Raw genomic sequence first — 22,560 nt, 5'->3', positions numbered from 1 at the left:
GAGCGCGAATGCAGGCATGGCAGGTCGAGGACGAGCCGCCGCCCACGAGCACCCGGGGGCGCCCGCTGTCCCCGAAGGGCGAACGCACCCGGCGGCGGCTGCTCGACGCCGCGGAGGAGGTGTTCGCCGAGCTGGGCTACCACGAGGCCTCGATCGTCAAGATCACCGAGGCCGCCGGGTGCTCGCAGGGCACGTTCTACATCTACTTCGAGGGCAAGCAGCAGATCTTCGACGAGCTGGTCGCCGACCTCAACCGGCGCGTGCGGCGGGCGATGTCCGAGGGGGCCCGGCAGGGGCGCACCCGGCCGGAGTCCGAAAGGCTGGGCTTCAAGGGGTTCTTCCGGTTCACCGCCGAGCACCCCGCGCTCTACCGGATCATCCGCCAGGCCGAGTTCGCCTCACCGGGCATGCTGCAGCGGCACTACCGCACGATCGCCGACGGCTACGTGGGCGGGCTGCGCGCGGCGATGGCCGACGGTGAGATCGCCCAGGCCGATCCCGAGGTGCTCGCCTGGGCGCTGATGGGCGTGGGCGAGCTGATCGGCATGCGGTGGATCCTGTGGAAGGACGGCCCGGGCGCGGTGCCCGACCAGGTCTTCGAGGAGATGTACGCCTTCATCCTCCGCGGCCTCGGCGCGGGCGCGCCCGGGGATGGGGAGCGGGCCGGCGGGCCGGGCAGGGGCACGGAACCATGACGCTGACCCTGGGCCGGTGGCTGCGCGACCGGGCGCGTGCCACCCCGCACCGCACGGCCGTCGTCTTCGAGGGCGAGCCGACCTCCTACGGCGAGCTGGACGCCCGGTCCGGACGGCTGGCGGCGGGCCTGCTCGCCGCCGGGCTGCGGCCGGGCGACCGGGTGGCCACGCTGACGGGCAACCGTCCCGAGCACGTCGAGCTGTTCTTCGCCTGCGCCAAGGCCGGGCTGATTCTCACCCCGGTCAACGTGCGGCTGACGGCGCCGGAGGTGGCCTACCAACTCTCCGACGCCGAGCCGTCGATCCTGCTCGCCGCGCCCGCGCTGGTCCCGCTCGCGGAGGAGGCCCGTACGAGGTCCGGCCGCCCGTGCCGCGTCGCCGAGCTCACCCGGGACGGCCTGGACGCGCTCGCCTCGACGGCGTCCGAGGGGACGGTCCCGCCCGTGACCGGCGACGCCGGCGGCCTGGGCGACGACGCGGGCCTGCTGCTGGTCTACACCGCGGGCACCACCGGACGGCCGAAGGGCGCCCTGCTGACCCACGCCAACTGCTTCTGGACCAACCTGTCGCTCGACCGGGGCTGCGAGCTGCGCGAGGACGACGTCGTGCTCCAGGTGCTCCCCCAGTTCCACGTCGGCGGGTGGAACGTCCAGCCCCTGCTCGCCTGGTGGAAGGGCGCCACCGTCGTGCTGGAGCCGTCGTTCGACGCCGGGCGGGCGCTGCGCCTCATCGCCGAGCGTGGCGTGACCACGATGATGGGCGTGCCCGCGACCTACCTGTTCATGGCCCGGCACCCGGACTTCCCCGCCGCCGACCTGTCCGGGCTGCGCCGCGTCGTGGTCGGCGGCGCCCCCATGCCCGAGCCGCTGCTGCGCGTCTGGCTGGACCGCGGCGTGCGCATCGTCCAGGGGTACGGGCTCACCGAGGCCGCGCCGAACGTCCTGTGCCTTCCCGAGGAGGACATCGCCAGACGGGTGGGGTGGGCGGGCATCCCGTACCCTCACGTCGACGTGGCGCTGCGCGACGTGGAGACGGGCGGCACGCTCGACGGGCCGGGCATCGGCGAGCTGGTCGTGCGGGGCCCGAACGTGTTCGCGGGCTACTGGCACGACCCGGACGCCACCCGGGCGGCCGTGTCCGGGGGCTGGCTGCGCACCGGCGACATCGCCGAGCGCGACGCGGACGGCTTCTACCGCATCCGCGACCGGGCGAAGGACATGTACGTCTCCGGTGGCGAGAACGTCTATCCGGCGGAGGCCGAGTCGGTGTTGCAGGGTCATCCGGGCGTGGCGGAGGTCGCGGTGGTCGGCGTCCCCGACGAGCGCTGGGGCGAGGTGGGCTGTGCCTTCGTGGTGCCGGTGCCCGGCGCCGCGCCGGCCTCGTCGGAGCTGCTCGCGCACTGCCGGGCGAGCCTCGCCGGGTTCAAGGTGCCCAAGTACGTCCGGCTGGTCGACAGGCTCCCCCGCTCCGCCGTCGACAAGGTGCTGAAGAACAAGCTGCGGGGCGCGTGGGAGCAGGCCGGATGACCCGCGTGCGGCTCGCCGCCACGGCGTCGTACCTGCCCGAGCGGTGGATGGGCGCGGCCGAGATCTCCGGCCTGTCGGGCATCCCCGAGCAGGTGCTGGTCGAGCGGTTCGGCCTGCGCGGCAAGCACATCGCGGGCCCGGACGAGCATGTCAGCGACATGGCCGCCACGGCCGCCCGGCGGCTGCTCGCCGAGCAGGGCATGGAGCCGGGCGAGGTCGACGCCCTGGTCTACTTCGGCTCGACGTGGAAGGACTTCGAGGTGTGGCACGCCGCCCCGCGCGTGGCCCACCTGCTCGGCTGTGGCCGGGCGACGGTGCTGGAGCTCGCCTACGTCTCCTGCGGGTCGCCGGTGGCCGTACGGGTGTGCCGCGACCTGCTGCGGGCCGAGGACGAGCTCCGCACGGTGCTGGCGGTGGCCGCGTCCAGGGAGTCCTCCCTCATCGACTACGGCAACCCCCGCACGCGCTTCGCCTACGACTTCGGCGACGGCGCGGTGGCGGCGCTGTTCGTCAGGGACGCCGGTGACGACGGGCGGGTGGCCCGGGAGGTGCTCGGCTGCCACATGATCACCGACGGGTCGTTCTCGCTGGACGTGATGGTCCCGGCGGGGGGCAGCGCCGAGCCCGCGAGCCGCGAGACGGTGCGCGACGGGCGGCACTTCCTCGACGTGCCCGATCCGGGCTCCATGAAGGAACGGCTGGATCCCGTCACGCTGCCCAACTTCCTCGCCGCCGCGGACGAGGCGCTCCGCCGCTCGGGCGCCGGCCGCGAGGACGTCGCCCACCTGTGCGGCATCCACGTCAAGCGCTCGCTCCACGACACCTTGGTCAGGGAGCTCGGGCTGTCTCCGGACCGGGCGACGTACCTGGACGACACCGGGCACATGAGCGGGGTCGACCCTCTGCTCGGGCTCGACCGGGCGGCCCGGGCGGGGCTGCTCTCCCCCGGCGACCTGGTGCTGCTCCTCGCGGCCGGCACCGGCTACACCTGGGCGGCGAGCGTCATCCGCTGGTGAGCCCCCGGATGCAGATCGCGAGCGGCGATCACGGCGTACGCACTGAGCCCGGGACCCTAAGGTAAGCGACGGGGAAGCACCCCCCGAGAGCGAGGGGATAGTCGATGCCGCACGAGAAGCTGTCGTCGATCTACGACAACGTCCTGGCCCGCAATCCGGGCGAGGCCGAGTTCCACCAGTCCGTCCAGGAAGTCCTTGAGAGCATCGGACCGGTCCTGGGCAAGCATCCCGAGTACGCCGAGTCGAAGATCATCGAGCGGATATGCGAGCCCGAGCGGCAGATCATCTTCCGGGTTCCCTGGGAGGACGACCGGGGCGAGGTGCACATCAACCGCGGCTTCCGCGTCGAGTTCAACAGCGCGCTCGGCCCCTACAAGGGCGGGCTGCGCTTCCATCCCTCGGTCTACCTCGGCATCGTGAAGTTCCTCGGCTTCGAGCAGATCTTCAAGAACAGCCTGACCGGCCTGCCGATCGGCGGGGGCAAGGGCGGCTCCGACTTCGACCCGAAGGGGCGCTCCCCTCGCGAGATCATGCGCTTCTGCCAGAGCTTCATGACCGAGCTCTACCGCCACATCGGGGAGTACACCGACGTTCCCGCCGGTGACATCGGCGTCGGGCAGCGCGAGGTCGGCTACCTGTTCGGGCAGTACAAGCGCATCACCAACCGCTACGAGTCCGGAGTGATCACGGGCAAGGGCCTCGGTTACGGCGGCGCCCAAGTACGCACCGAGGCCACCGGGTACGGCTGCGCGTTCTTCGTCGACGAGATGCTGAAGGCACGCGGCACGTCCTTCGACGGCAAGCGCGTCGTGGTCTCCGGCTCCGGCAACGTCGCCATCTACGCCATCGAGAAGGTCCAGCAGCTCGGCGGCGTCGTCGTCGCCTGCTCCGACTCCTCGGGGCACATCCTCGACGACAAGGGCATCGACGTCGACCTGCTGAAGCAGCTCAAGGAGGTCGAGCGCGCCCGGTTGCACGTCTACGCCGAGCGGCGCGGCGTAAGCGCCTCCTTCGTGCCCGGCCGGAGCGTCTGGGAGGTGCCGTGCGAGGTGGCCATGCCGTCCGCCACCCAGAACGAGATCAGCGCCGCCGACGCCGAGACGCTCGTCCGCTCGGGCTGCGTCGCGGTCGGCGAGGGCGCCAACATGCCCGCCACCCCGGGCGCCATACGGGTGTTCCAGCAGGCGGGCGTGTCCTTCGGGCCGGGCAAGGCCGCCAACGCGGGCGGCGTCGCGACCAGCGCGCTGGAGATGCAGCAGAACGCCAGCCGCGACTCGTGGACCTTCGAGTACTCCGAGCAACGCCTGCGGCAGATCATGCGGGACATCCACGCCCGCTGCCTGGAGACCGCCGACGAGTACGACATGCCGGGAAACTACGTCGCCGGCGCGAACATCGACGGCTTCAAACGGGTCGCCGACGCGATGCTCTCCCTCGGCCTGGTCTGAGCACCCCAGGAGGGAGTGTTCCTCCCTCCTGGGGGAGGTCCGCCGTTGTGCTTCAGTCTCGGATGACCGCCTTCGAGCGCATGAGGAAGTCCGCGAGGTAGCTGTCATGCGGGATTCCCGGTCGCATCCAGTAGGTCGGGTGATCCCCGATGTAGACGTTGCTGATGGTCGGCTCGTTGACCAGCCGGTCGATCAGCGCCTCGTCGCAAGTGATCGCGGTCAGCACAAGTGTGTTCTTCAGCGGCACGACGCCGTCAGCCTGCGACCACGGCGCGACCCAGACGCAGGGGAAGCCCAGCTCGATGCCGGTCTGCGGCGCGTCCGAACGCTCCACCTGGAATACGGCCGGCCGCATGACCGCGCTGCCGTCGCCCAGGTCGTCGACGACGCCATCGCCGCCGAGCCGGGCCGTCGCGTCGCCGGCGTGGTCGAGAAGATACTTTTCCATGGTCTTCGCGCTGTCCAGAGGCTGGACGGGCAGTACGGCCCTGGCATCCTCGGGCGGCAGACTCGGAAGCTCGGACAGCCGTTCGGCTATCGCCTCCGCCACCGGGGTGGGGTCGCCCTCGACGAACACGGCGGTGGTGTTGACACAGGCCATCCCGCCGTAGTCGCTGACGGAGTCGACGATGGTGTTCACATGGGACCGCCAGTCGCCATCGCCTCCTCCATCTCCGGAGAGCAGGATCTTGGACCGTCCCGGGCCCTGCGGTAGCACGGTGACGTCGTTGCGGTACTTCTTCATCACGCTTTCGCCGCCGTAGACCATCGCCAGGTCCGCGGCGCGGACGATTTCGTCGGCGACGGAGTGGTCGGTGGGCAGGAGCACCACTTGGTCGGCGCCGAAGCCGGCCTCACGCAGCGCGCTGATCAGGCGGTGCGGCGTGAACGGCTCGCGCTGGGAGGGACGAACGGCGACCTTGTATCCGAGGGCCAGGGCCTCCAGCCACAGTGTGTGCACCTCGGGCTCGTTGCCGGGGGCGTGCACCGCCAGGACGTCACCGCGCCGGGTCCAGATCGCATGACCCTGGCGGGTCAGGGGATCGCGCCAGTCGTTGACCGCTCCGTCCGGCCGGGCGTTCTGCGCCGCTCGGCAGACCTCGGCCGCACTCCGCGCGATGGCCGTGGTCGCGGCTCGCACCACCGAGATCGGTATCCCGGAGACGCGGCTGACCATGTGCTGGTAGTCCTCGACGGACAGGCCGCCGATGGTAGCGGTGGCGAACGCGTGACCCGCTCGTTCGAGGGCCGCGGCCCGCTCGTCGGCCGGCATGGCCGGCGCCTTGCGCAGTGCGGCCATGCCGCGCTGCACGAACAGCTGCGGCACCAGGCTCAGCTCCGCGACGGGCGCTCCGGTGACATCGGTGACCGTCCGCCGGTTGCTCGCGCGGTAGGCGCCGTTCGGTCCGAGGGCGTCGAGCTGGATCAGCTCACTCATCAGTACACCCCCTCGATGACAACCTCGTTGTCGAACACCGCGACCGGGCTGACATCGGCGACCGAGTCGCCGAGCTGCCCGGGCAGCGGCTCGACCCTGGTCGCCATATCACGCTCGAGGTTGTTGGGCAGCAGCATGTTCTTGCTGACGTGGTTCATCACGACCTGGCCTCGCTCGCCGTAGGCGACGTCCTCGCCGGTCTCGGGATCGACGATCGAGAACGAGATGTAGGGCGAGAACGGGTCGAAGATCCACGGGTCGTCGTCGGTCAGGCCCACACGCTCGGTGGTGCCACCCAAGATCATGGTGCTGGCGTACGTGCCGCGCAGCCTGACGCCGGGGAAGACCTCGGTGCGGAGCAGCCGCCGGGTGTCGGCGTCCATGTGCGCGCCGGCCCACAAGATCAACTGAACCTTCTCGTTGATCAGCGCGACCAGGTCTTCGCGGCGCGTGAGCCGTACCAGCAACGGCGGCGTGGTCGCCATCACCCCGACGTCCTGGGTCTCCAGCACGAAGGCGGCCTGGTCGATCAGGTGCTCGGCGTAACGGTCGGCCTCCTCGGTCAGGCCGTCGCGGATGCATTTCTTGACCCAGCGCGGGTCCAGGTCGACGGTGAACCTGACGCCCCCGCGCAGCCTCGCCTGCCATGCGGTGAGCTCGCCGAACACGTGTGGCCCGCTTGGCCCGAGCGAGAGCCAGTTGACGTCTCGTGGCTCGCCGCGCGCGTCCATGTTCCGCAGGTGATGGGCCATCAGGCGGTCCATCCAGTCGGTGAGTATGATCACGCGCTTGGGGGCGCCGGTCGTGCCGCCGCTCTCGTAGACGCCGACTATGCCGGGCCGCGGGCCGTACCCCTTGGGAATGAGATCCTCGACGCGTACATCGCGCAGGTCGTTGACCACGTTGGGAAACAGCCGTAGATCAGCGAAGGTGTGCACGTCCCGGCGAGGATCGAAATCCAGGTCCTTGGCCCGCTCCAGCCAGAACGACGAACCCGTCTTCGGGTCGAAGTGCCATCGCATGGCCGCTTCGATCAACTCCTGAGCGTCCGGGATCTGGTCCACCGGGCAGTCAAGAACCGGATCTGCATGGTGTGACATGCCGCCTCCCCGTTGGCAACGTTTTCACGCTATCACCACGCCTGGTGACCCCCTCGGAAGCGCCCTCCTCCCCCGGCCGTGATCAGCTGAGGGCTCCGTCCTTCCAGACGCGGGCGACCAGGGGCACGCCCGGGCGGTAGGACAGGTGGACGTGCGACGGGGCGTCCAGCAGGACGATGTCGGCGCGCGCGCCGGGCGCCAGATGTCCGACATCCGTACGCCGCAGCGCCCGGGCGCCGCCCATCGTGGCCGCCCACACCGCCTCCCCCGGCGTCATGTTCATGTCGCGTACGGCCAGGGCGACGCAGAACGGGATGTTCGTCGTGTAGCTCGACCCGGGGTTGCAGTCGGCGGCCAGGGCGACCGTCGCCCCGGCGTCGAGCAGGCGGCGCGCGTCGGGGTAGCGCGAGCGCGTGGAGAACTCCGCGCCGGGCAGCAGCGTCGCCACCGTGTCCCCCGACGCGAGCGCCTCCACGTCGGCGTCGCTCAGATGCGTCACGTGGTCGGCCGACGCCGCCCCCAGCTCCACCGCGATCGCGACACCGGGGCCGGGGCCGAGCTGGCCGGCGTGCACCCGGGGCACCAGGCCCCGCTCCTTGCCCGCCGTGAGGATCGCCCTGGTCTGGTCGCCGTCGAAGGCGCCCCGGTCGCAGAAGACGTCGATCCACTTGGCGTGCGGCGCGCAGGCGTCGAGCATCGCCCCGCTCACCAGCTCCACGTACGCGTCCGGGTCGCCGTCGTACTCGGGCGGGACCACGTGGGCGCCGAGGTAGGTCACCTCGGCGGTGTGCTCGGCGGCGAGGCGCAGGCTCCGCGCCTCGTCCGCCACCGTGAGGCCGTACCCCGACTTGCACTCGATCGTGGTCGTGCCCGACCTGAGCGCCTCGGAGACCAGGCGCCGCAGGTTCGCCCGCAGCGCGTCGTCCGCCGCGGCGCGGGTCGCCGCCACCGTCGTGCGGATGCCGCCGGCCGTGTACGGGCGGCCGGACATCCGGGCCTCGAACTCCGCGGTGCGGTCCCCGGCGAACACCAGGTGCGCGTGGCTGTCCACGAACCCGGGGATCACCGCACGTCCCCCGGCGTCGAACCGCTCGCGCGCGGCACCCTGCGGCACCCGCGAACGCGGGCCCGCCCAGGCCACGCGGCCGTCCTCGACGACGAGCGCGGCGTCCGGCACCAGCCCGAGCGTCCCTTCGCCGAGCGCCGGGTCGTTGGTGACCAGGGAGCCGATGTTGTCGATGAGAAGAGAACTCATGGCAGCTCCGAGATTGCGTGTTCGTAGGGGACGCTCATGTCAGCTCCGCGATGGCGGCGGCGAGGGCGGCGGGGACGTCGTCCACGAGCAGGTGCCGGCCGTCGGCGACGACACGGCGGCCACCGACGACCACCTCGCGCACGTCGGCCGCCGTGGCGGCGAACACCACCGACTCGACCAGGGCGTCGGCGGGCGAGCCCGCCGTCCGCACCGAGTCGAGGGTGACGGTCACCAGGTCGGCGGGGGCGCCCACCTCGATGCGGCCCGCCTCCGGCCAGCCGAGCGAGGCGTGGCCGTCCGAGGTCGCCGCCCGCAGCAGGTCGGCGGCGAGCCAGTGCCCGCGCTCGCGGGTGGCGAGGCGCTCGTCCAGCTCCACGCCCCGCGCCTCCTCGAAGAGGTCGACGACGGCGTTGCTGTCGCTGCCCAGCGAGAGGGGCGATCCGGCGTCCGCCAGCACCCGCGCCGGGCCGATGCCGTCCGCGAGGTCGCGCTCGGTGGTGGGGCACATGCAGACGCCCGTCCGTGACTCCCCGAGGAGCGTGCGGTCGTGCGGGGTGAGGTGGGTCGCGTGCACGGCGGTCGACAGGGGGCCGAGCGCGCCGTGCTCGGCCAGCAGCTCCGCCGGGGTGCGGCCGTACGCGGACAGGCAGGCCTCGTTCTCGGCGACCTGCTCGGACAGGTGGAAGTGCAGCGGCGCGCCCCGCTCGCGCGCCCAGCCGCCGACCACGCCGATCGCCTCGGACGGCACGGCTCGCACCGAGTGGACGGCCGCGCCGACGCGGGCGTGCTCGCCGCCCCTCAGGCCGGACGCCCTCTCGGCCCAGGCCTCCGCGTCGCGGTCGCCGAAGCGCAGTTGCGGTCCTTCGAGCGGCATCCCGAAGCCGCCCCGCAGGTAGCAGGTGTCGAGCAGCGTGATGCGGATCCCCGCCTCCGCCGCGGCGGCGAGCAGCGCCTCGCCCATGGCGTTGGGGGATGCGTAGGGCCGTCCCCCGGTGTCGTGGTGGACGTAGTGGAACTCGCCGACGCAGGTCACCCCGGCGAGCGCCATCTCGGCGTACGCGGCCCGGGCCAGGGCGTGGTAGCCGTCCGGGGTGAGGCGGGCGGCGACGTCGTACATCTGCCTGCGCCACGTCCAGAACGTTCCGCGCTCGCGCTGGGTGCGCCCGCGCAGGGCCCGGTGGAAGGCGTGCGAGTGGGCGTTGGCCAGGCCGGGCACGGTGACCCCGCGCAGGTGGACGGCGCCTGGCGGCGGCGCGGCGACCCCCTGCCGTACGGCCGTGACCCGCCCCCCGGTCACCTCCACCACCACCCCGCGAACCGCCGCCTCCCCACCCAGCCAGGCATGGTCCGCGAAGAAGACCGTCACCACGCCGCACCCCCCGTACTGCTGACGCCCCCGCCGGCCGGGGTCCGCATCACCATGGCACCCGGTGCGAGGGCCGAAGCTGGGTGGAGATGGGTCATCGGCATGCGAGATCCTCCAGTACCGCGGTCAGGGCCACGACGCCGGCGACGCAGTCCTCGGTCTCGGCGTGCTCGGCCGGGCTGTGGCTCACCCCGGTCCTGTTGCGCACGAACAGCATGGCGCTCGGGACGGACGCCGACAGGATGCCGGCGTCGTGACCGGCCCCGGTGGGCAGGGCGGGGACCCCGCCCAGCGTCGCCACGATGCGGTCGCGAAGCTCGTCCCCGAACTCCACCACGGGCGTGGAGGACTCCGTCACGACCTCGACCCGCACGCCGTGCTCGGCGCCCGCCGCGCGCGCGGCCTCGGTTATCCGGTGCACCATCGCGTCCACCGTGGCGGCGTCCGGCGCCCGGCCGTCGAGCCAGGCGTCTACCCGCGAGGGGATGGCGTTGGTGCCGTTGGGATCGACGCGCACCTTGCCGAACGTCGCCAGCGCGCCTGCCTGTTCCGCCGCCTGCCTCGCGGCGAGCACCGCCGAGGCGAACGGCAGCATGGGGTCGTGCCGGTCGGCCAGCCGGGTGGTTCCCGCGTGGTTGCCCTCGCCGTGGAAGGTGCAACGCCACCGGCCGTGCGGCCAGATCGCGCTCGCCACCCCGATCGGCGCGTCCAGATCGGCGAGCCCGCGCCCCTGCTCGATGTGCAGCTCCACGAACACCCCGATCCGCCCCAGTGCGCGCCCATCCCGCCCGATCCCCTCCGCATTCGGCACAAGCCCCTGGTCATCGCCTCCGACGGTCCGGCCGTAGGCTTCGGGCGTACCCGGCGCCGGGCGGTGATCGTCGTGTCCTGCGGTGCCGAGGGCCGTCTGGGCGGATCGGAGTGCCTCGGCGAGGGTCACCCCGTCGCCGTCGCGCAGGGCTCGGGCCTCGTCCGGGCCGAGGATGCCGGTGAGCAGGCGGCTGCCGACGCAGGCCACCCCGAAACGGGCCCCCTCCTCGTCGGCGAAGTTGACCACCGCGATCGGGCGCGCGGGGACGACACCCCGTTCGCGCAGCTCGTCGACGGCGAGGAACGCCGAGACCACGCCGAGCGGGCCGTCGAAGGCGCCGCCTCCGGGCACGCTGTCCAGGTGGCTCCCGGTGACCACGGCGCCGGGGGCGGGAGCCCCCCACCAGGCCCACTGGTTGCCGTTGCGGTCCAGCTCGTAGGTCAGGCCGCGCAGCGCCGCCTGCTCCCGGAACCAGCCGCGCAGCACGAGATCGACCGGCGTCCAGGCGAACCGCCGATATCCACCGGCCCCGCCGTCGCCGATCGCGGCCAGGGCCTCCCACAACCCCTCGAACCGAGCCCGAAGCTCCCCCCGGCGATCACCGTCCACCCCGGCACCAGGCGCGTGGGCGGTGGCCGTGGACGAGGACGGCAGCGGGAGGCCGTCCCCGGACGGGAAGCGGTCCCGTCGCGTCACCGGGCCTCCCCCTCTGCCATCGGCACCGTGACGCCGCGCTCTCCGGCGATCTCGGCGGCCCTGTCGTAGCCGGCGTCGACGTGCCTGATGACGCCCATACCCGGGTCGTTGGTCAGGACACGCTCCAGCTTCTGCGCTGCCAGGGCCGTACCGTCGGCGACCGCCACCTGGCCCGCGTGGATCGAGCGGCCGATGCCCACCCCGCCGCCGTGGTGGATCGACACCCAGGACGCGCCCGAGGCGACGTTGACCATCGCGTTGAGCAGCGGCCAGTCGGCGATGGCGTCGGAACCGTCGAGCATCGCCTCGGTCTCGCGGTACGGCGAGGCGACCGACCCGCAGTCGAGGTGGTCACGGCCGATGACCAGCGGGGCCCGCAGTTCCCCCGAGGCGACCATCTCGTTGAACCGCACCCCGGCCCTGTCGCGCTCGCCGTACCCCAGCCAGCAGATGCGGGCGGGCAGCCCCTGGAAGGCGACCCGCTCCCCCGCCAGCTTGATCCACCGGGCCAGGGACTCGTTCTCGGGGAACAGGTCGAGGATCGCCCTGTCGGTCGCGGCGATGTCCCGGGCGTCGCCCGACAGCGCGGCCCAGCGGAACGGGCCCTTCCCCTCGCAGAACAGCGGGCGGATGTAGGCGGGGACGAAGCCGGGGAAGTCGAAGGCCCGCGTGTATCCGGCCAGCTTCGCCTCGCCGCGGATCGAGTTGCCGTAGTCGAAGACCTCTGCGCTCGCGTCCATGAAGCCGACCATGGCCTCGACGTGCGTGGCCATCGCGTCACGGGCGCGCAGGGTGAAGCCGGCGGGGTCCTTGTCCGCCTCGTCGCGCATGTCGTCGAAGGCCATGCCGAGCGGCAGGTACGACAGCGGGTCGTGCGCCGAGGTCTGGTCGGTGACGATGTCGATCGGGGCGCCCATCGCGAGCAGGCGCGGCAGCACGTCGGCGGCGTTGCCGAGCAGCCCGATCGAGAGCGGGCGCCGCGCGTCCCGCGCCTCGACCGCGAGCCGGAGCGCGTCGTCGATGTCCCGGGCCTCGACGTCGAGGTAGCGGTGCTCGATGCGGCGGGCGATGCGGGAAGGGTCGCACTCGACGCAGATCGCGACGCCGTCGTTCATGGTCACCGCCATCGGCTGGGCCCCGCCCATCCCGCCGAGCCCGGCGGTGAGCGTGATCGTCCCGGCGAGGGTCCCGCCGAACCGCTTGGCGGCCACCGCGGCGAAGGTCTCGTACGTGCCCTGCAGGATGCCCTGGGTGCCGATGTAGATCCAGGAACCGGCGGTCATCTGGCCGTACATCGTGAGCCCGGCCGCCTCCAGGCGACGGAACTCCTCCCAGTTCGCCCAGTCGGGGACGAGGTTGGAGTTGGCGATCAGCACGCGGGGCGCCCACTCGTGGGTCCGCATCACGCCGACGGGGCGCCCGGACTGCACGAGCAGCGTCTCGTCCTGCTTCAGCCCCTGGAGCGTACGCGCGATGGCGTCGAACGACGGCCAGTCGCGCGCCGCCTTGCCCGTCCCGCCGTACACGACCAGCTTGTCGGGATGCTCGGCCACCTCGGGGTCGAGGTTGTTGTGCAGCATCCGGAAGGCGGCCTCCTGCTGCCATCCCTGGCAGGACAGCTCCGCGCCACGGGGAGAGCGGATGACCCGCCGGACGTCGTCACTCATCGTTGCTCTTCTCCTTGCTCGGCCTCCGGCGCCCGTTCGGGACGGCGGCTGGGTGATCGAAGACTCTGTGCTGGAAAGCATGGTGTCCGCCGGGTGAACCCGGCCGACGGCCCGCCGCTCATTCGGGCAGGAAGAGCCGGCGTTCAGCGGCGGTGTTCTCGAACTCCTCGATGGACGCCTGCTCGCGGGCGGGCAGCGCGTAGATCATCGAGTGGACCAGGGCCGCGCACAGCACGCTGGGCGCGGCCTGCGAGTCGAAGGCGAACTGCGAGCTGACGGGCGCGGTGAGCACCACGTCCGCGTGCTCGGCCAGCGCGCCGACGGAGTTGTCGGTGACCAGCGCCACCCGCAGGCCCTCCCGCCTGGCCCAGGCGAGCCCGTCGCGCAGCTCACGGGGGTAGCGGGGCAGGCCGAACGCGAGCACCCACCCGGCACCGGCCTCCCTGGCCCGGCTCAGCGTGTCCTCCAGCGTAGACCCGGGGGTGTCGACCACCCGCACGTCGGGATGCGCCTTGGCCGCCAGGTACCCGAAGAGGTGGGCGAGCGGCGCGGACACCCGCAGCCCGATGACCGGCAGCGGCCGGGACGCCGCCAGGTTCGCGGCCACCTCCGCGAGCCGCCGGGTGTCGCCGAGGGAGTCGCGCAGCAGCTCCAGGTTGCGAAGCTCGGAGTTCACCATGGCCTGGAGGGGGTTGAGCTCCGCGGGCTCCGCTTCCATGCCTTCCCCCTCGCGCAACGCGGCGCGCAGGTGATCGCGGAACTCGGGAAAGCCGGTGAACCCCAGGGCGAAGGCGAAGCGCGTCACGGACGGCTGGCTGGTGCCGACGGCCTCCGCGATGTCGACGCTGGTCATGAACACCGCCTCGTGGGGGCGTTCGAGCAGGTGACGGGCGATTCGACGCTGCGAGGGCGACAACCGATGACCTTCGAGCAACTGCCGCAGGCAAGCCCCCACCCGAGAGGCGTCCTCAACGCCAACCCCCACCCGAGACACCTCCCCGGTGCTTTCAGTCTCTTGCTCCGAATGCATAATTTCATGCAGGATTGTCGCTGCATACGTTCATGTCAATGGGTCCGGGCGAAAAGCCGAGTAAAGTGCTTGATAAGGGGCTCTCTGATGACGTCGCGGACGATCACCCTGGACGGGACCCGAACCCGTCCGGCGGACATCACGGACATCGCATGCGCCGATGCCCCGGTCTCCCTTGCCGCCGAAGGGCTCGACCGCGCCGCCGCCGCCCACAAGGCCGCCGCGGAGCTCGCCGAACGACGGCCCGTCTACGGGCGTAACACCGGGGTCGGCGCCAACCGCACCGAAGACGTCGAGGCCGCCGACACCGACACCCACGGGCTCCGCCTGCTGCGCAGCCACGCCGGCGGAATCGGCCCGCTCGTGCCGGCTCCCCAGGTACGCGCGATGCTCGCCGTCCGCGCGAACCAGATCCTGGCCGGTGGCGCCGGGCTCCAGCCCGTCTTCGCCGAGGCGCTGGCCCAGGCGCTCAACTCCGGGCACTTACCCGAGATCCACGAGATCGGGGCGATCGGCACAGGAGACCTCACCGCGCTGGCAGAGGCCGGGCTCACCCTCATCGGCGAGCGCCCGTGGACCGGCGGCCACGCGGCCCCGCCCGAACCGATCAGGCTGGAGACCGGGGACGCGCTGGCCTTCTGCAGCAGCAGCGCCCTGACCATCGGCCAGGCCGTGCTCGGCTGGTCGGAGATCACGACCCTGCTGCGGGCCACCCAGGTGGTCACCGCCCTGTCCCTGCTCGCGGTCGACGGAAGCAGAGAGCCGTACGACACCCAGGTACACGCCGGCCGCCCCCACCCCGGCAACATCGCGGTGGCCACCGAGATGCGCCGCCTGCTGGGCGGGCCGGGAACAGTGGTGGCAGAGACAGCGGGTGTGGAAGCAGCGGAGGCGGGGGCAGGCCACAGTGGTCCGCGAGAGTCGTGCGTGGCGGCTTCACCGCCACTCGGCGACGAGCGGGCGGTGCCCACGCCCCGGGTGCAGGACCCCTTCGGCTACCGCTGCTTCCCGCAGGTCCACGGCCCCGCCGTCGAGGCCGCGACCGCCCTCGAACGCGTCCTGGACGTCGAGATCAACTCGGCTTCGGAGAACCCGCTGATCTCCGCCGGCACCGGCACGGTCCACCACCACGGGGGCTTCCACCAGGCGACCCTCGGCCTCACGCTCGACCATCTGAGGGTGGCGCTGCTCCACACCGCGCACCTGTCGGCCGCCCGCCTCGCCACCCTGGTGGAGCCCGCGTTCACCGGGCTGCGTCCCTTCCTCGCCGAGGGCGCCGCCGCGAGCTCGGGCGTGATGATCCTTGAGTACTCCGCGAACTCCGCGCTGGCCCAGTTGCGCAACGCCGCGTACCCGGCCGCGCTCGGCCACGCCGTGCTGTCGCGGGGCGTGGAGGAGCACGCGAGCTTCGCGGCCCAGTCGGCGCGGCAGACGCTCCAGGCGGCCACCGCCTATCGGCTGGTGCTGGCCTGCGAGCTCGTGACGGTGGTGCGGGCGCTACGCCGGCGCGGCATCACCCCCGACCCGTCCACACCCATCGGCACAGCCTTCGCGGCGGCGGCCCCCCGGCTCGACCCTCGCACCGAGGACCGCTCCCTGAGCGAGGACGTCGAAACCGCCGGCATGCTTCTCGACACCCTCGCCGGCGTCTGACCGCGTCACTCTGCCGGAGATTTGACAGCGTCACTCCTCCCGGAGATCTGACGGCGTCATCGGAAGAGCCTGCGCGGCAAGGTGGGCGAGCGGCTCTGCTGTCCGGATGCGGACAGGGAGACAACCGGCCTCAGGCGCAACACGTCACCCCTTTGTCCCACTTCCACCGCAAGGGAGCCATCTTGCGCCTCCGCGCCATTCTCTCCGCCACCGTCCTCGCCGGCGGCCTGCTCGTCGCCCCCGTCGCCGCAGGTACGGCCGACGCCGCCGCGTGCCGTGTCCACCAGGTGAGCCAGCACTGGGAGTGCGTGACTCCCGGGGCGTTCTGCTCGGCCGCCGCGCACGGCAAGGTCGGCATCGCCAAGGTGACCGGAAAGCGGTACCGGTGCAAGCAGTCCTCCCCTCGCTGGCGGTGGCTGCGATAGCCGCGATCCGCCGGTGGTCACCGCACCGCACGCGGGCGATCAGGCGTCATCGCGACCTGCCAACGGGTCCCGGCTAGGACGGCATGGGGAGCGCGAAGCGGCCGAAGATCCAGGTGCCGGGGGCGTCCGGGTCGTCGCCGGCCCAGAACTCCGTCCACAGCCGGGTGAAGCGGTCGCGTGAGAGATAACCGTCGCCGTCGGGGCCGAGCAGGGGGAAGATCTCGCCGGTGTCGGTGGCGCGGCCGTTCCAGGCCTCGATGAGCTGGTGATACTCGGCCGGGGAGATGCGCCCGTCGCCGTCCTTGTCGATGGCCTGGAACATCGCCTCGGCGGTCCCGATGACCGCCGCAGACCTGGCCTCCAACTGGTCGACGACCAGCAGGACCTCCTCCAGCGTGACCTTGTCGTCGCGGTCGAGGTCGGAGGCCTCCAGCAGGGCGGTCCACCAGCCCATCATGATCGAGGTGAGCCGGGTGTGGTCCGCCGAGCCGGGCGCCGCGCCCTGGATCGCGGCCCATCGTCCGGCCAGCGCGGCGAAGTCCTGTTCCCGCAGGAGACCGTCACCGTCGGCGTCCATGGCGTCGAACACTCCGGCGATCTTGCTTCTCTGGAACCCGCTTGCCACGGTTCATCCTTCCGGCAGGTCGTGCGTGGACGAGAAAGCGCGGCTCCAGGGTGGCCGACCCGCTACGCCAGGCAACAGTGGCCACTCGGGTCAACTCACATCCCACCAAGGTTACGCATTGCTTACCATTGATGACAGTACGCGCCCACCGGCGACATGGTCCTCGGCGGACGTGAGGCCATCACACGTGACGGCAGCGCGTGCGAGAGGGCTTGACATCGCCGGGGGCGTGGAACTGTAATGATCGGCATGTCGCGTGCCGTCGGCCGGGAGGACGACGACGGCATGGAGGCAGCCAAGCAGGGGGATGATGTCGTGAGTTCACACTTCACAGGCCGCGCCTGACCGCGTAGACGCCTTCGCGTCGCCCCCGCGCCCCGTGGTGCCGAGCGCCACGTTCGCACGCGACCCCTTTCCCGAGACGACCAGTGACGCGTCTCGTGATCCGACGGATCGGTGACCCGCCGAGGTCCGCCGTCACGCGTGCCCATCGAGCTCTTCCCACCCGGGCCGGATCGGCGTGCGACGGCTTCGCGCCGCCCGAATCGCAGTCGTACCCCCACCTCCGCGTACGTGCGCGGACCTTCCACGCCCAGGAGCGAGCAGAGCATGCCCAGCGACTTCAACCAGCAGATCATCCAGGAGTTCCGCGCCAACCGAGGAAAGGTGGGCGGACCTTTCGAAGGAGCCCGGCTGCTCCTCCTGACGACCACCGGAGCACGGACCGGCGTACGGCACGTCACGCCGCTCGCCTGCCTGCCGGACGGCGGGCGGACGCTCGTCATCGCCTCCGCCGGGGGCGCCCCGGCCAACCCTGCCTGGTACCACAACCTTCTCGCGAACCCGCGCGTCACCGTGGAGGACGGCCAGAGGACCTACGAGGCCGAGGCGGCCGTCCTGGAAGGCGAGGAACGGGACCTGCTCTTCGCCCGCGCGGCCGAGGCGGACCCAGGATGGTCCGCCTACCAGGCGAGGGCGGGCCGGGTCATCCCCGTGATCGCCCTCACCCCCCTCGACGCGCCGCACCCTGTGAACCTCACCCACATCCCGGCCACGGCCGAGGAAAGCTCGGCGGTTCTGGCGGAGATGGGCGCCATGCGGACTCACCGTCCCCGCCTGCCCGCCGACGCCGACCTCACGCCCGTCCTGCCGGACACCGGCGGCGTCGCGGGCTCCTGGGTCACCGCGCCCCACCACCCGGCGGCCGAGACGGGCGTGACGATCTACGTCCACGGGGGTGGATTCCAGTTCACCGACCCCGAGCTCGAACAGATCATGGCGTACCGGCTGTCGCGGGTGACCGGCCGCCCCGTCCTCCGTGTGGACTACCGGCTCGCCCCCGCCCACCGGTATCCCGCCGCACTGGACGACGTCGTGGCCGTCTACCGGAGCCTGCTCGACCAGAACGTGCCCGCCTCACGGATCATCCTGTCCGGTGAGTCCGCCGGCGGCACGCTGGTGCTGTCCGCGCTGCTCGTACTCAAGGAGGCCGGAGTCCCCCTTCCCCACGCGGCGCTGGCCATCTCCCCGCAGACCGATCTCACCCTGTCCAGCCCTTCCATCGAGGCCAACGACGGCGAGGATGTCGTCAGCCGGGCCGTGCTGGACCACGTCGCCACCCAGTACCTGGCCGGCGCGCGGCCGGATCAGGCTCCTCAGTCCCCCCTGCACGGCCGGCTGGACGGGCTGCCGCCGCTGCTGCTGGCGGTGGGCTCGAAGGAGGTGCTGCTCGACGACGCGCGCCGGTTCGCCGAGGCCGTCTCCGCCGCCGGAGGGACGGTCTCCCTCGACGTCTACGAGGGCATGCCGCACGCCTTCCACGCGACCGTGCTCTCCGATCGGCCGCTCCCGGTCGCCACCACCCTGCTCCACCGCGTCGCGGAATGGATCGGTGAGACGCGGCAGCGCCCCACCGAAGGGCCGGACTCCGCACTACCCACCGGAGATTGACAGGTCCGCGGACACGCGATGAGGCACGACCTCGTCCATGTCCGCCGACGTCGCCGGTGGAAGGTCAGGCGGGCACCGTGCCGATCCAGGCGGTCACGATCTGTTCGAGGACGCCGAGCGGCACCGCGCCGTTGCCGAGCACCGTCCCGTGGAAGGCCCGGATGTCGAACCGGGATCCGAGGCGGTCCTGGGCGAGGGTGCGCAGGCGGCCGATCTCGCGACGGCCGATCATGTACGCCAGCGCCTGGCCCGGCCAGGAGATGTACCGGTCGATCTCGTTGCGGACGTTGGCCTGCGTGGTGGCGGTGTTGTCCCACATGAACCGCATCGCCTGCTGCCGCGACCAGCCTAGGTGGTGTATGCCGGTGTCGACCACCAGGCGGCAGGCCCGCAGCGCGTCGAACGAGAGCATCCCAAATCGCGATATGTCGGAGGTGTAGAGGCCCATCTCGTCGGCCAGCCGCTCGCTGTACAGGCCCCAGCCCTCGACGTAGCCGCACACCTCGGCGTCCAGGTAGCGCCGGTACTCCGGCAGGTCCGTCAGCTTCTGCGCGGAGGCGATCTGCAAGTGATGCCCGGGCGAGCTCTCGTGGAACGCCAGCGCCTCGTACTCGTAGACGAACCGCTCCTGCGGGTCGGTCGTCAGCACGCAGTGGGCGCCGGGACGCGATCCGTCGCCCGCCGGCGGCCGGTAGTGCGCGAGCGCGGCGCTGCCCGCCTCGATCGGGTTGATCTCCTCGATGACGCAGCCGGCGATGTCGTACGCGGGGAACCAGTCGTCGCGGGCCTCCTCCGCGCGGCGCAGGGCGTCGGAGACCATGTCGACGATCTCGGATCCGGCACTGAACCGCAGGGAGCGGTCGTCCCGCAGCCGGGAGAGGATCTCCCCCACGTCGCTCGTGCCGAGCGCCCGGCCGCCCAGCTCGGCCCACTGCTCCCGCAGGTCCGCCAGGCAGTCGAGGCCGATCTGGTGGATCTCGTCCGGAGTGAGGTCGGTGGTGGTGTGCCGCCGGACCGCGTTGCGATAGCCCTCCTCGCCGCCCGGGACGAACCGGATGCCCACCCGGTCGTCGGGACGGGCCACCGGCAGCAGCTCTTCCTCCAGGCCCGCGAGCAGGCGCCGCAGCGCCGGGCGGACGGACCCCGTCACGATCTCGGACACGCGGGCCCTGACCCGAGCCTCGTCGACGTCGCCCGGCAGCGGCGGGCTGACGAAGGTGTCGTCGGCCAGGCTCAGCGAGAGGTGCCCGTTGAGCTGGTCGATGGCCTGGCCGACCCCGACGCGGGTCGGGACGCGCCCGTCCGCCTTGGCCAGCCGGTGGCGGTCGAGGACCGCGTCGAGGAACGGAGGCAGGGCGGTCAGCCGCTGGATGTACCGCTCGACGGCCTCGGCGTCGGTGAGGGACGCGGCGGGGACCGCCATGAACATCATCGCCTGCGGCGAGGAGTAGCCGGACGCGGACGCTCCCGTCTCCCACTGCGCGTGCTCAAGATCGGAGCGCACGCCCCAGGCGAGGCTGCCCAGCACCGCGTGGTTGATCCGGTCGGCCGGGTTCAGGCCGGCGGGGTCGATGTCGTCCAGCCGCCGCTCGATGCCGGCCACCTTCGCGGCCTCGGCGGCGGTGCCGGCGCGGCTCGGGTCCGGCACCAGGCCGTCGAAGCCCGAGACGCCGAGCAGCGTGGCGCTGAACGGGTCGGCCGCGTGCTTCACCTGGAAGAACTCCGCGCTGAGCCGGGCGAGCCGGTCATCCGGCTCGACGGTCGCCTCGGCTGCGGGCTTGTTGTCAGCCATCACTGGTCCTCGCTTCTGTCGTCCCCGACTCGATCATGGTCAGGCCAAGATTCTCTCAAGCGCCCTGAGGATATTGCCGCCGGGCACGGCGATGATCTCGCTGTCGGAGAACCCGGGACCGTCGCCGATTTTCACTCGACGAGACCACGGCAGAGCAGCACGACAGTGATGAATGTCTGATAGATCTGCAGCGGGTCGTCGCCGGTGATGCTCGCCGACAGGTCACCGGTTCGCTCGACGCCGGCGATCCTGCCGGCCAGCTCGCAGTAGTCGCTGCTGCGGAAGGAGATGTTCAAGGTGGCGGGAAGGCTGACGGCCGCAGGCATCGCGGTGGGCAGATCCTCGATGGCCGACCGCGCCCGCTCGCGGATCAGGTCCCTCGCCGCCGCCGGATGCAGCGCTTCGGCCGAGAACCGCGAGACGGACCTCTTCACCACCGCGGCTTTGATCCCCGGGCAGAACCGCTCGGTCTCCTCGGCGGTCGTCGCGTCGCCGGTGACCAGCACGATCGGCACCTGGTAGGCGGCGGCGACCAGCGAGTTGATGCCGGCCTCGCCCGCGACGACGCCGTTGATGGTGACCTCGGCGAACGCCATCGGGAAGTAGGTGTGCGACAGGACCGAACCCCTGCTGCCCATCGAGCCGTGATAGGACACCAAGAAGATGGCGTCGTAGCTCGCGTCGAGACCCTGCATCATGTACATCGGCTTGTACCGGCCGGACAGATAGCCGGCCCGCCCGGCGAGCGCGTCCGGTTTGAGGTTGGCCATCTTCGAATGCGCGTCGTTGACCAGGAACTCGGTGGCGCCGGCCCGCATCGCGCCCTCGATGGCGGCGTTGATCTCCCCGGTCAGCAGTTCGGTGTAGTAAGGGTACTGGGACCCCCCGATGACGCATTGGTCCCAGTCGACGACTCCGGCGGTGCCCTCCATGTCGGAAGAAATGAAGATCTTCACAGCACGCTCCTCGGATGGAACTCGACGTAATGGTCCAGATTGTCCTCGCACCGTCGTAGTCCGGCCTTTACCGCGTCCAGCGCGAAACCGCCGCGGGCGAGGATCTCCATCGCCGTGGGAAGGAAACGTGGACCAGGGCTACGCCGCGATGGCCTCCCGGGAGGCGATCAAAGTCATGCTCAACCGACCCGGGCGGACGACCCGGTGTGGTGCGCGCCGGAGCGGGCATGCATCCTGGCCATACGCAGGCCATGGACATGGGGTCGGGGGGCGTGAGCTCTCATGTTGCTCGTCGGGACGTCGGGGTGGCAGTACATCCACTGGCGCGGAGTGCTGTATCCCCCCGGCCTGCCGCAGCGCGTGTGGCTTGAGCGATACGCCGAGTGCTTCGACACGGTGGAGAACAACAACGCCTTCTACCGGCTGCCGCCCCGCGAGACGTTCGAGAGCTGGCGCGAGCGGACCCCGGACCACTTCGTCATGGCGGTCAAGGCCAGCCGCTTCCTGACCCACATCAAGCGGCTGAAGGATCCCGAGGAGCCGGTCCAGCGGCTGATGGGCGCGGCGGAGGGCCTCGGGCCGAAGCTCGGGCCCATCCTGCTCCAGCTCCCGCCGACCCTGCGGGCCGATCCCGACCGGCTCGACGCGTGCCTGCGCTGCTTCCCCCGCCACGTGCGCGTGGCCGTCGAGCCGCGGCACCCCTCCTGGTGGACCGACACCGTCCGGGACGTGCTCACGTCGCACGGTGCCACCCTGTGCTGGGCGGACGTCCTCGGCCGGCCGTGCAGTCCCCTGTGGCGGACCGCCGGATGGGGCTACATGCGCTTCCACCAGGGCCGCGCCAGCCCGTGGCCCTCGTACGGCGACGCGTCGCTGCGGTCCTGGCTGCACCGCGTCGGCGAGGCCTGGGACACGGGGTGCGACGTGTACGTCTACTTCAACAACGATCCGGGCGGCGCGGCCGTGCGCAACGCCGTACGCTTCGCCGAACTGGCCCGCGCCAAGGGCTGGCCGGTGAGCCGCACCCCGTCGGACATCCCCGAGGACGAGGACCTGTGATCGGATCCCGGGCGACGGGCCTCAGGGCGGGCTCACCGCCGGCTCCTGCCTC

At 71.8% G+C, this 22,560-nt stretch carries 18 protein-coding genes; 8 read left to right on the top strand and 10 right to left on the bottom strand.

Annotated elements, in window-relative coordinates; genetic code table 11:
- The first annotated feature begins 8 nt into the window (after positions 1-8).
- The 4 genes from OG589_RS06870 to gdhA all read left to right on the top strand — a co-directional run bounded on the left by OG589_RS06870 (position 9) and on the right by gdhA (position 4,685).
- Positions 9-695, top strand: a complete 687-nt coding sequence (locus tag OG589_RS06870; RefSeq protein WP_405147193.1) for a TetR/AcrR family transcriptional regulator — start codon at positions 9-11, stop codon at positions 693-695.
- Positions 692-2,221 carry an AMP-binding protein gene (locus OG589_RS06865; protein ID WP_405147192.1) on the top strand — a complete coding sequence of 510 codons (1,530 nt, stop codon included), beginning with the start codon at positions 692-694 and terminating at the stop codon, positions 2,219-2,221. The genes OG589_RS06870 and OG589_RS06865 overlap by 4 nt, the downstream gene beginning before the upstream one ends.
- Positions 2,218-3,237 (top strand): 3-oxoacyl-ACP synthase, encoded by a 1,020-nt coding sequence (locus OG589_RS06860; RefSeq protein WP_405147190.1) that lies wholly within the window; start codon positions 2,218-2,220, stop codon positions 3,235-3,237. Before OG589_RS06865 ends, OG589_RS06860 begins: the two co-directional genes overlap by 4 nt.
- Before the next feature lie 104 nt (positions 3,238-3,341).
- Positions 3,342-4,685, top strand: a complete 1,344-nt coding sequence (gene gdhA / locus OG589_RS06855; protein ID WP_405147188.1) for an NADP-specific glutamate dehydrogenase — start codon at positions 3,342-3,344, stop codon at positions 4,683-4,685.
- A gap of 52 nt (positions 4,686-4,737) precedes the next feature.
- On the opposite strand, the gene OG589_RS06850 is transcribed toward gdhA, so the two are convergent.
- The 7 genes from OG589_RS06850 to OG589_RS06820 all read right to left on the bottom strand — a co-directional run bounded on the left by OG589_RS06850 (position 4,738) and on the right by OG589_RS06820 (position 14,003).
- Positions 4,738-6,123, bottom strand: a complete 1,386-nt coding sequence (locus OG589_RS06850) for an aldehyde dehydrogenase family protein (protein WP_405147186.1) — start codon at positions 6,121-6,123, stop codon at positions 4,738-4,740.
- Positions 6,123-7,223 carry a phenazine antibiotic biosynthesis protein gene (locus OG589_RS06845; RefSeq protein WP_405147185.1) on the bottom strand — a complete coding sequence of 367 codons (1,101 nt, stop codon included), beginning with the start codon at positions 7,221-7,223 and terminating at the stop codon, positions 6,123-6,125. The genes OG589_RS06850 and OG589_RS06845 overlap by 1 nt, the downstream gene beginning before the upstream one ends.
- A gap of 82 nt (positions 7,224-7,305) precedes the next feature.
- Positions 7,306-8,478 carry an imidazolonepropionase gene (hutI, locus tag OG589_RS06840; protein ID WP_405147183.1) on the bottom strand — a complete coding sequence of 391 codons (1,173 nt, stop codon included), beginning with the start codon at positions 8,476-8,478 and terminating at the stop codon, positions 7,306-7,308.
- 34 nt (positions 8,479-8,512) lie between these two features.
- A complete protein-coding gene (locus OG589_RS06835; protein ID WP_405147181.1) occupies positions 8,513-9,844 on the bottom strand; it encodes a formimidoylglutamate deiminase in 1,332 nt (443 codons plus the stop codon).
- Positions 9,845-9,938: 94 nt separating this feature from the next.
- Positions 9,939-11,264: a Zn-dependent hydrolase gene (locus OG589_RS06830; protein ID WP_405151973.1), complete on the bottom strand. Its 1,326-nt coding sequence runs from the start codon at positions 11,262-11,264 to the stop codon at positions 9,939-9,941.
- An 83-nt stretch (positions 11,265-11,347) separates the two neighbouring features.
- A complete protein-coding gene (gene hutU, locus OG589_RS06825; protein WP_405147180.1) occupies positions 11,348-13,018 on the bottom strand; it encodes a urocanate hydratase in 1,671 nt (556 codons plus the stop codon).
- A 118-nt stretch (positions 13,019-13,136) separates the two neighbouring features.
- Positions 13,137-14,003, bottom strand: coding sequence for a MurR/RpiR family transcriptional regulator (locus OG589_RS06820; RefSeq protein WP_405147178.1), 867 nt, complete (start codon positions 14,001-14,003; stop codon positions 13,137-13,139).
- Positions 14,004-14,135: 132 nt separating this feature from the next.
- Here OG589_RS06820 and OG589_RS06815 point away from each other — a divergent pair, with 132 nt between their 5' ends.
- Both OG589_RS06815 and OG589_RS06810 read left to right on the top strand, forming a co-directional pair.
- Positions 14,136-15,701, top strand: coding sequence for an aromatic amino acid ammonia-lyase (locus OG589_RS06815; RefSeq protein WP_405147176.1), 1,566 nt, complete (start codon positions 14,136-14,138; stop codon positions 15,699-15,701).
- 182 nt (positions 15,702-15,883) lie between these two features.
- Positions 15,884-16,126 carry a hypothetical protein gene (locus OG589_RS06810; protein ID WP_405147174.1) on the top strand — a complete coding sequence of 81 codons (243 nt, stop codon included), beginning with the start codon at positions 15,884-15,886 and terminating at the stop codon, positions 16,124-16,126.
- Positions 16,127-16,199: 73 nt separating this feature from the next.
- Here the strand turns inward: OG589_RS06810 and OG589_RS06805 are convergent, their stop codons facing one another.
- Positions 16,200-16,751: an EF-hand domain-containing protein gene (locus OG589_RS06805; protein ID WP_405147172.1), complete on the bottom strand. Its 552-nt coding sequence runs from the start codon at positions 16,749-16,751 to the stop codon at positions 16,200-16,202.
- Positions 16,752-17,360: 609 nt separating this feature from the next.
- On the opposite strand from OG589_RS06805, the gene OG589_RS06800 reads away from it, so the two are divergent.
- Positions 17,361-18,701, top strand: a complete 1,341-nt coding sequence (locus OG589_RS06800; RefSeq protein ID WP_405147171.1) for a nitroreductase/quinone reductase family protein — start codon at positions 17,361-17,363, stop codon at positions 18,699-18,701.
- Positions 18,702-18,765: 64 nt separating this feature from the next.
- Here the strand turns inward: OG589_RS06800 and OG589_RS06795 are convergent, their stop codons facing one another.
- Positions 18,766-20,493, bottom strand: a complete 1,728-nt coding sequence (locus tag OG589_RS06795; protein ID WP_405147169.1) for a DUF885 domain-containing protein — start codon at positions 20,491-20,493, stop codon at positions 18,766-18,768.
- 131 nt (positions 20,494-20,624) lie between these two features.
- The gene (locus tag OG589_RS06790) at positions 20,625-21,449 is read right to left on the bottom strand and encodes a M55 family metallopeptidase (RefSeq protein WP_405147167.1); all 825 of its coding nucleotides are present in this window, start codon (positions 21,447-21,449) and stop codon (positions 20,625-20,627) included.
- Positions 21,450-21,731: 282 nt separating this feature from the next.
- On the opposite strand from OG589_RS06790, the gene OG589_RS06785 reads away from it, so the two are divergent.
- Complete coding sequence (locus OG589_RS06785; RefSeq protein WP_405147165.1) at positions 21,732-22,508, top strand: DUF72 domain-containing protein; 777 nt, start codon at positions 21,732-21,734, stop codon at positions 22,506-22,508.
- Positions 22,509-22,560 lie beyond the last annotated feature (52 nt).

Origin of the sequence: Sphaerisporangium sp. NBC_01403 (assembly GCF_045040145.1) — a bacterium.
GTDB classification, from domain to species: domain Bacteria; phylum Actinomycetota; class Actinomycetes; order Streptosporangiales; family Streptosporangiaceae; genus Sphaerisporangium; species Sphaerisporangium viridialbum.
The sequence above is the reverse complement of the archived record's forward strand: the minus strand, read 5'-3'. Positions and strand labels throughout refer to the sequence as shown.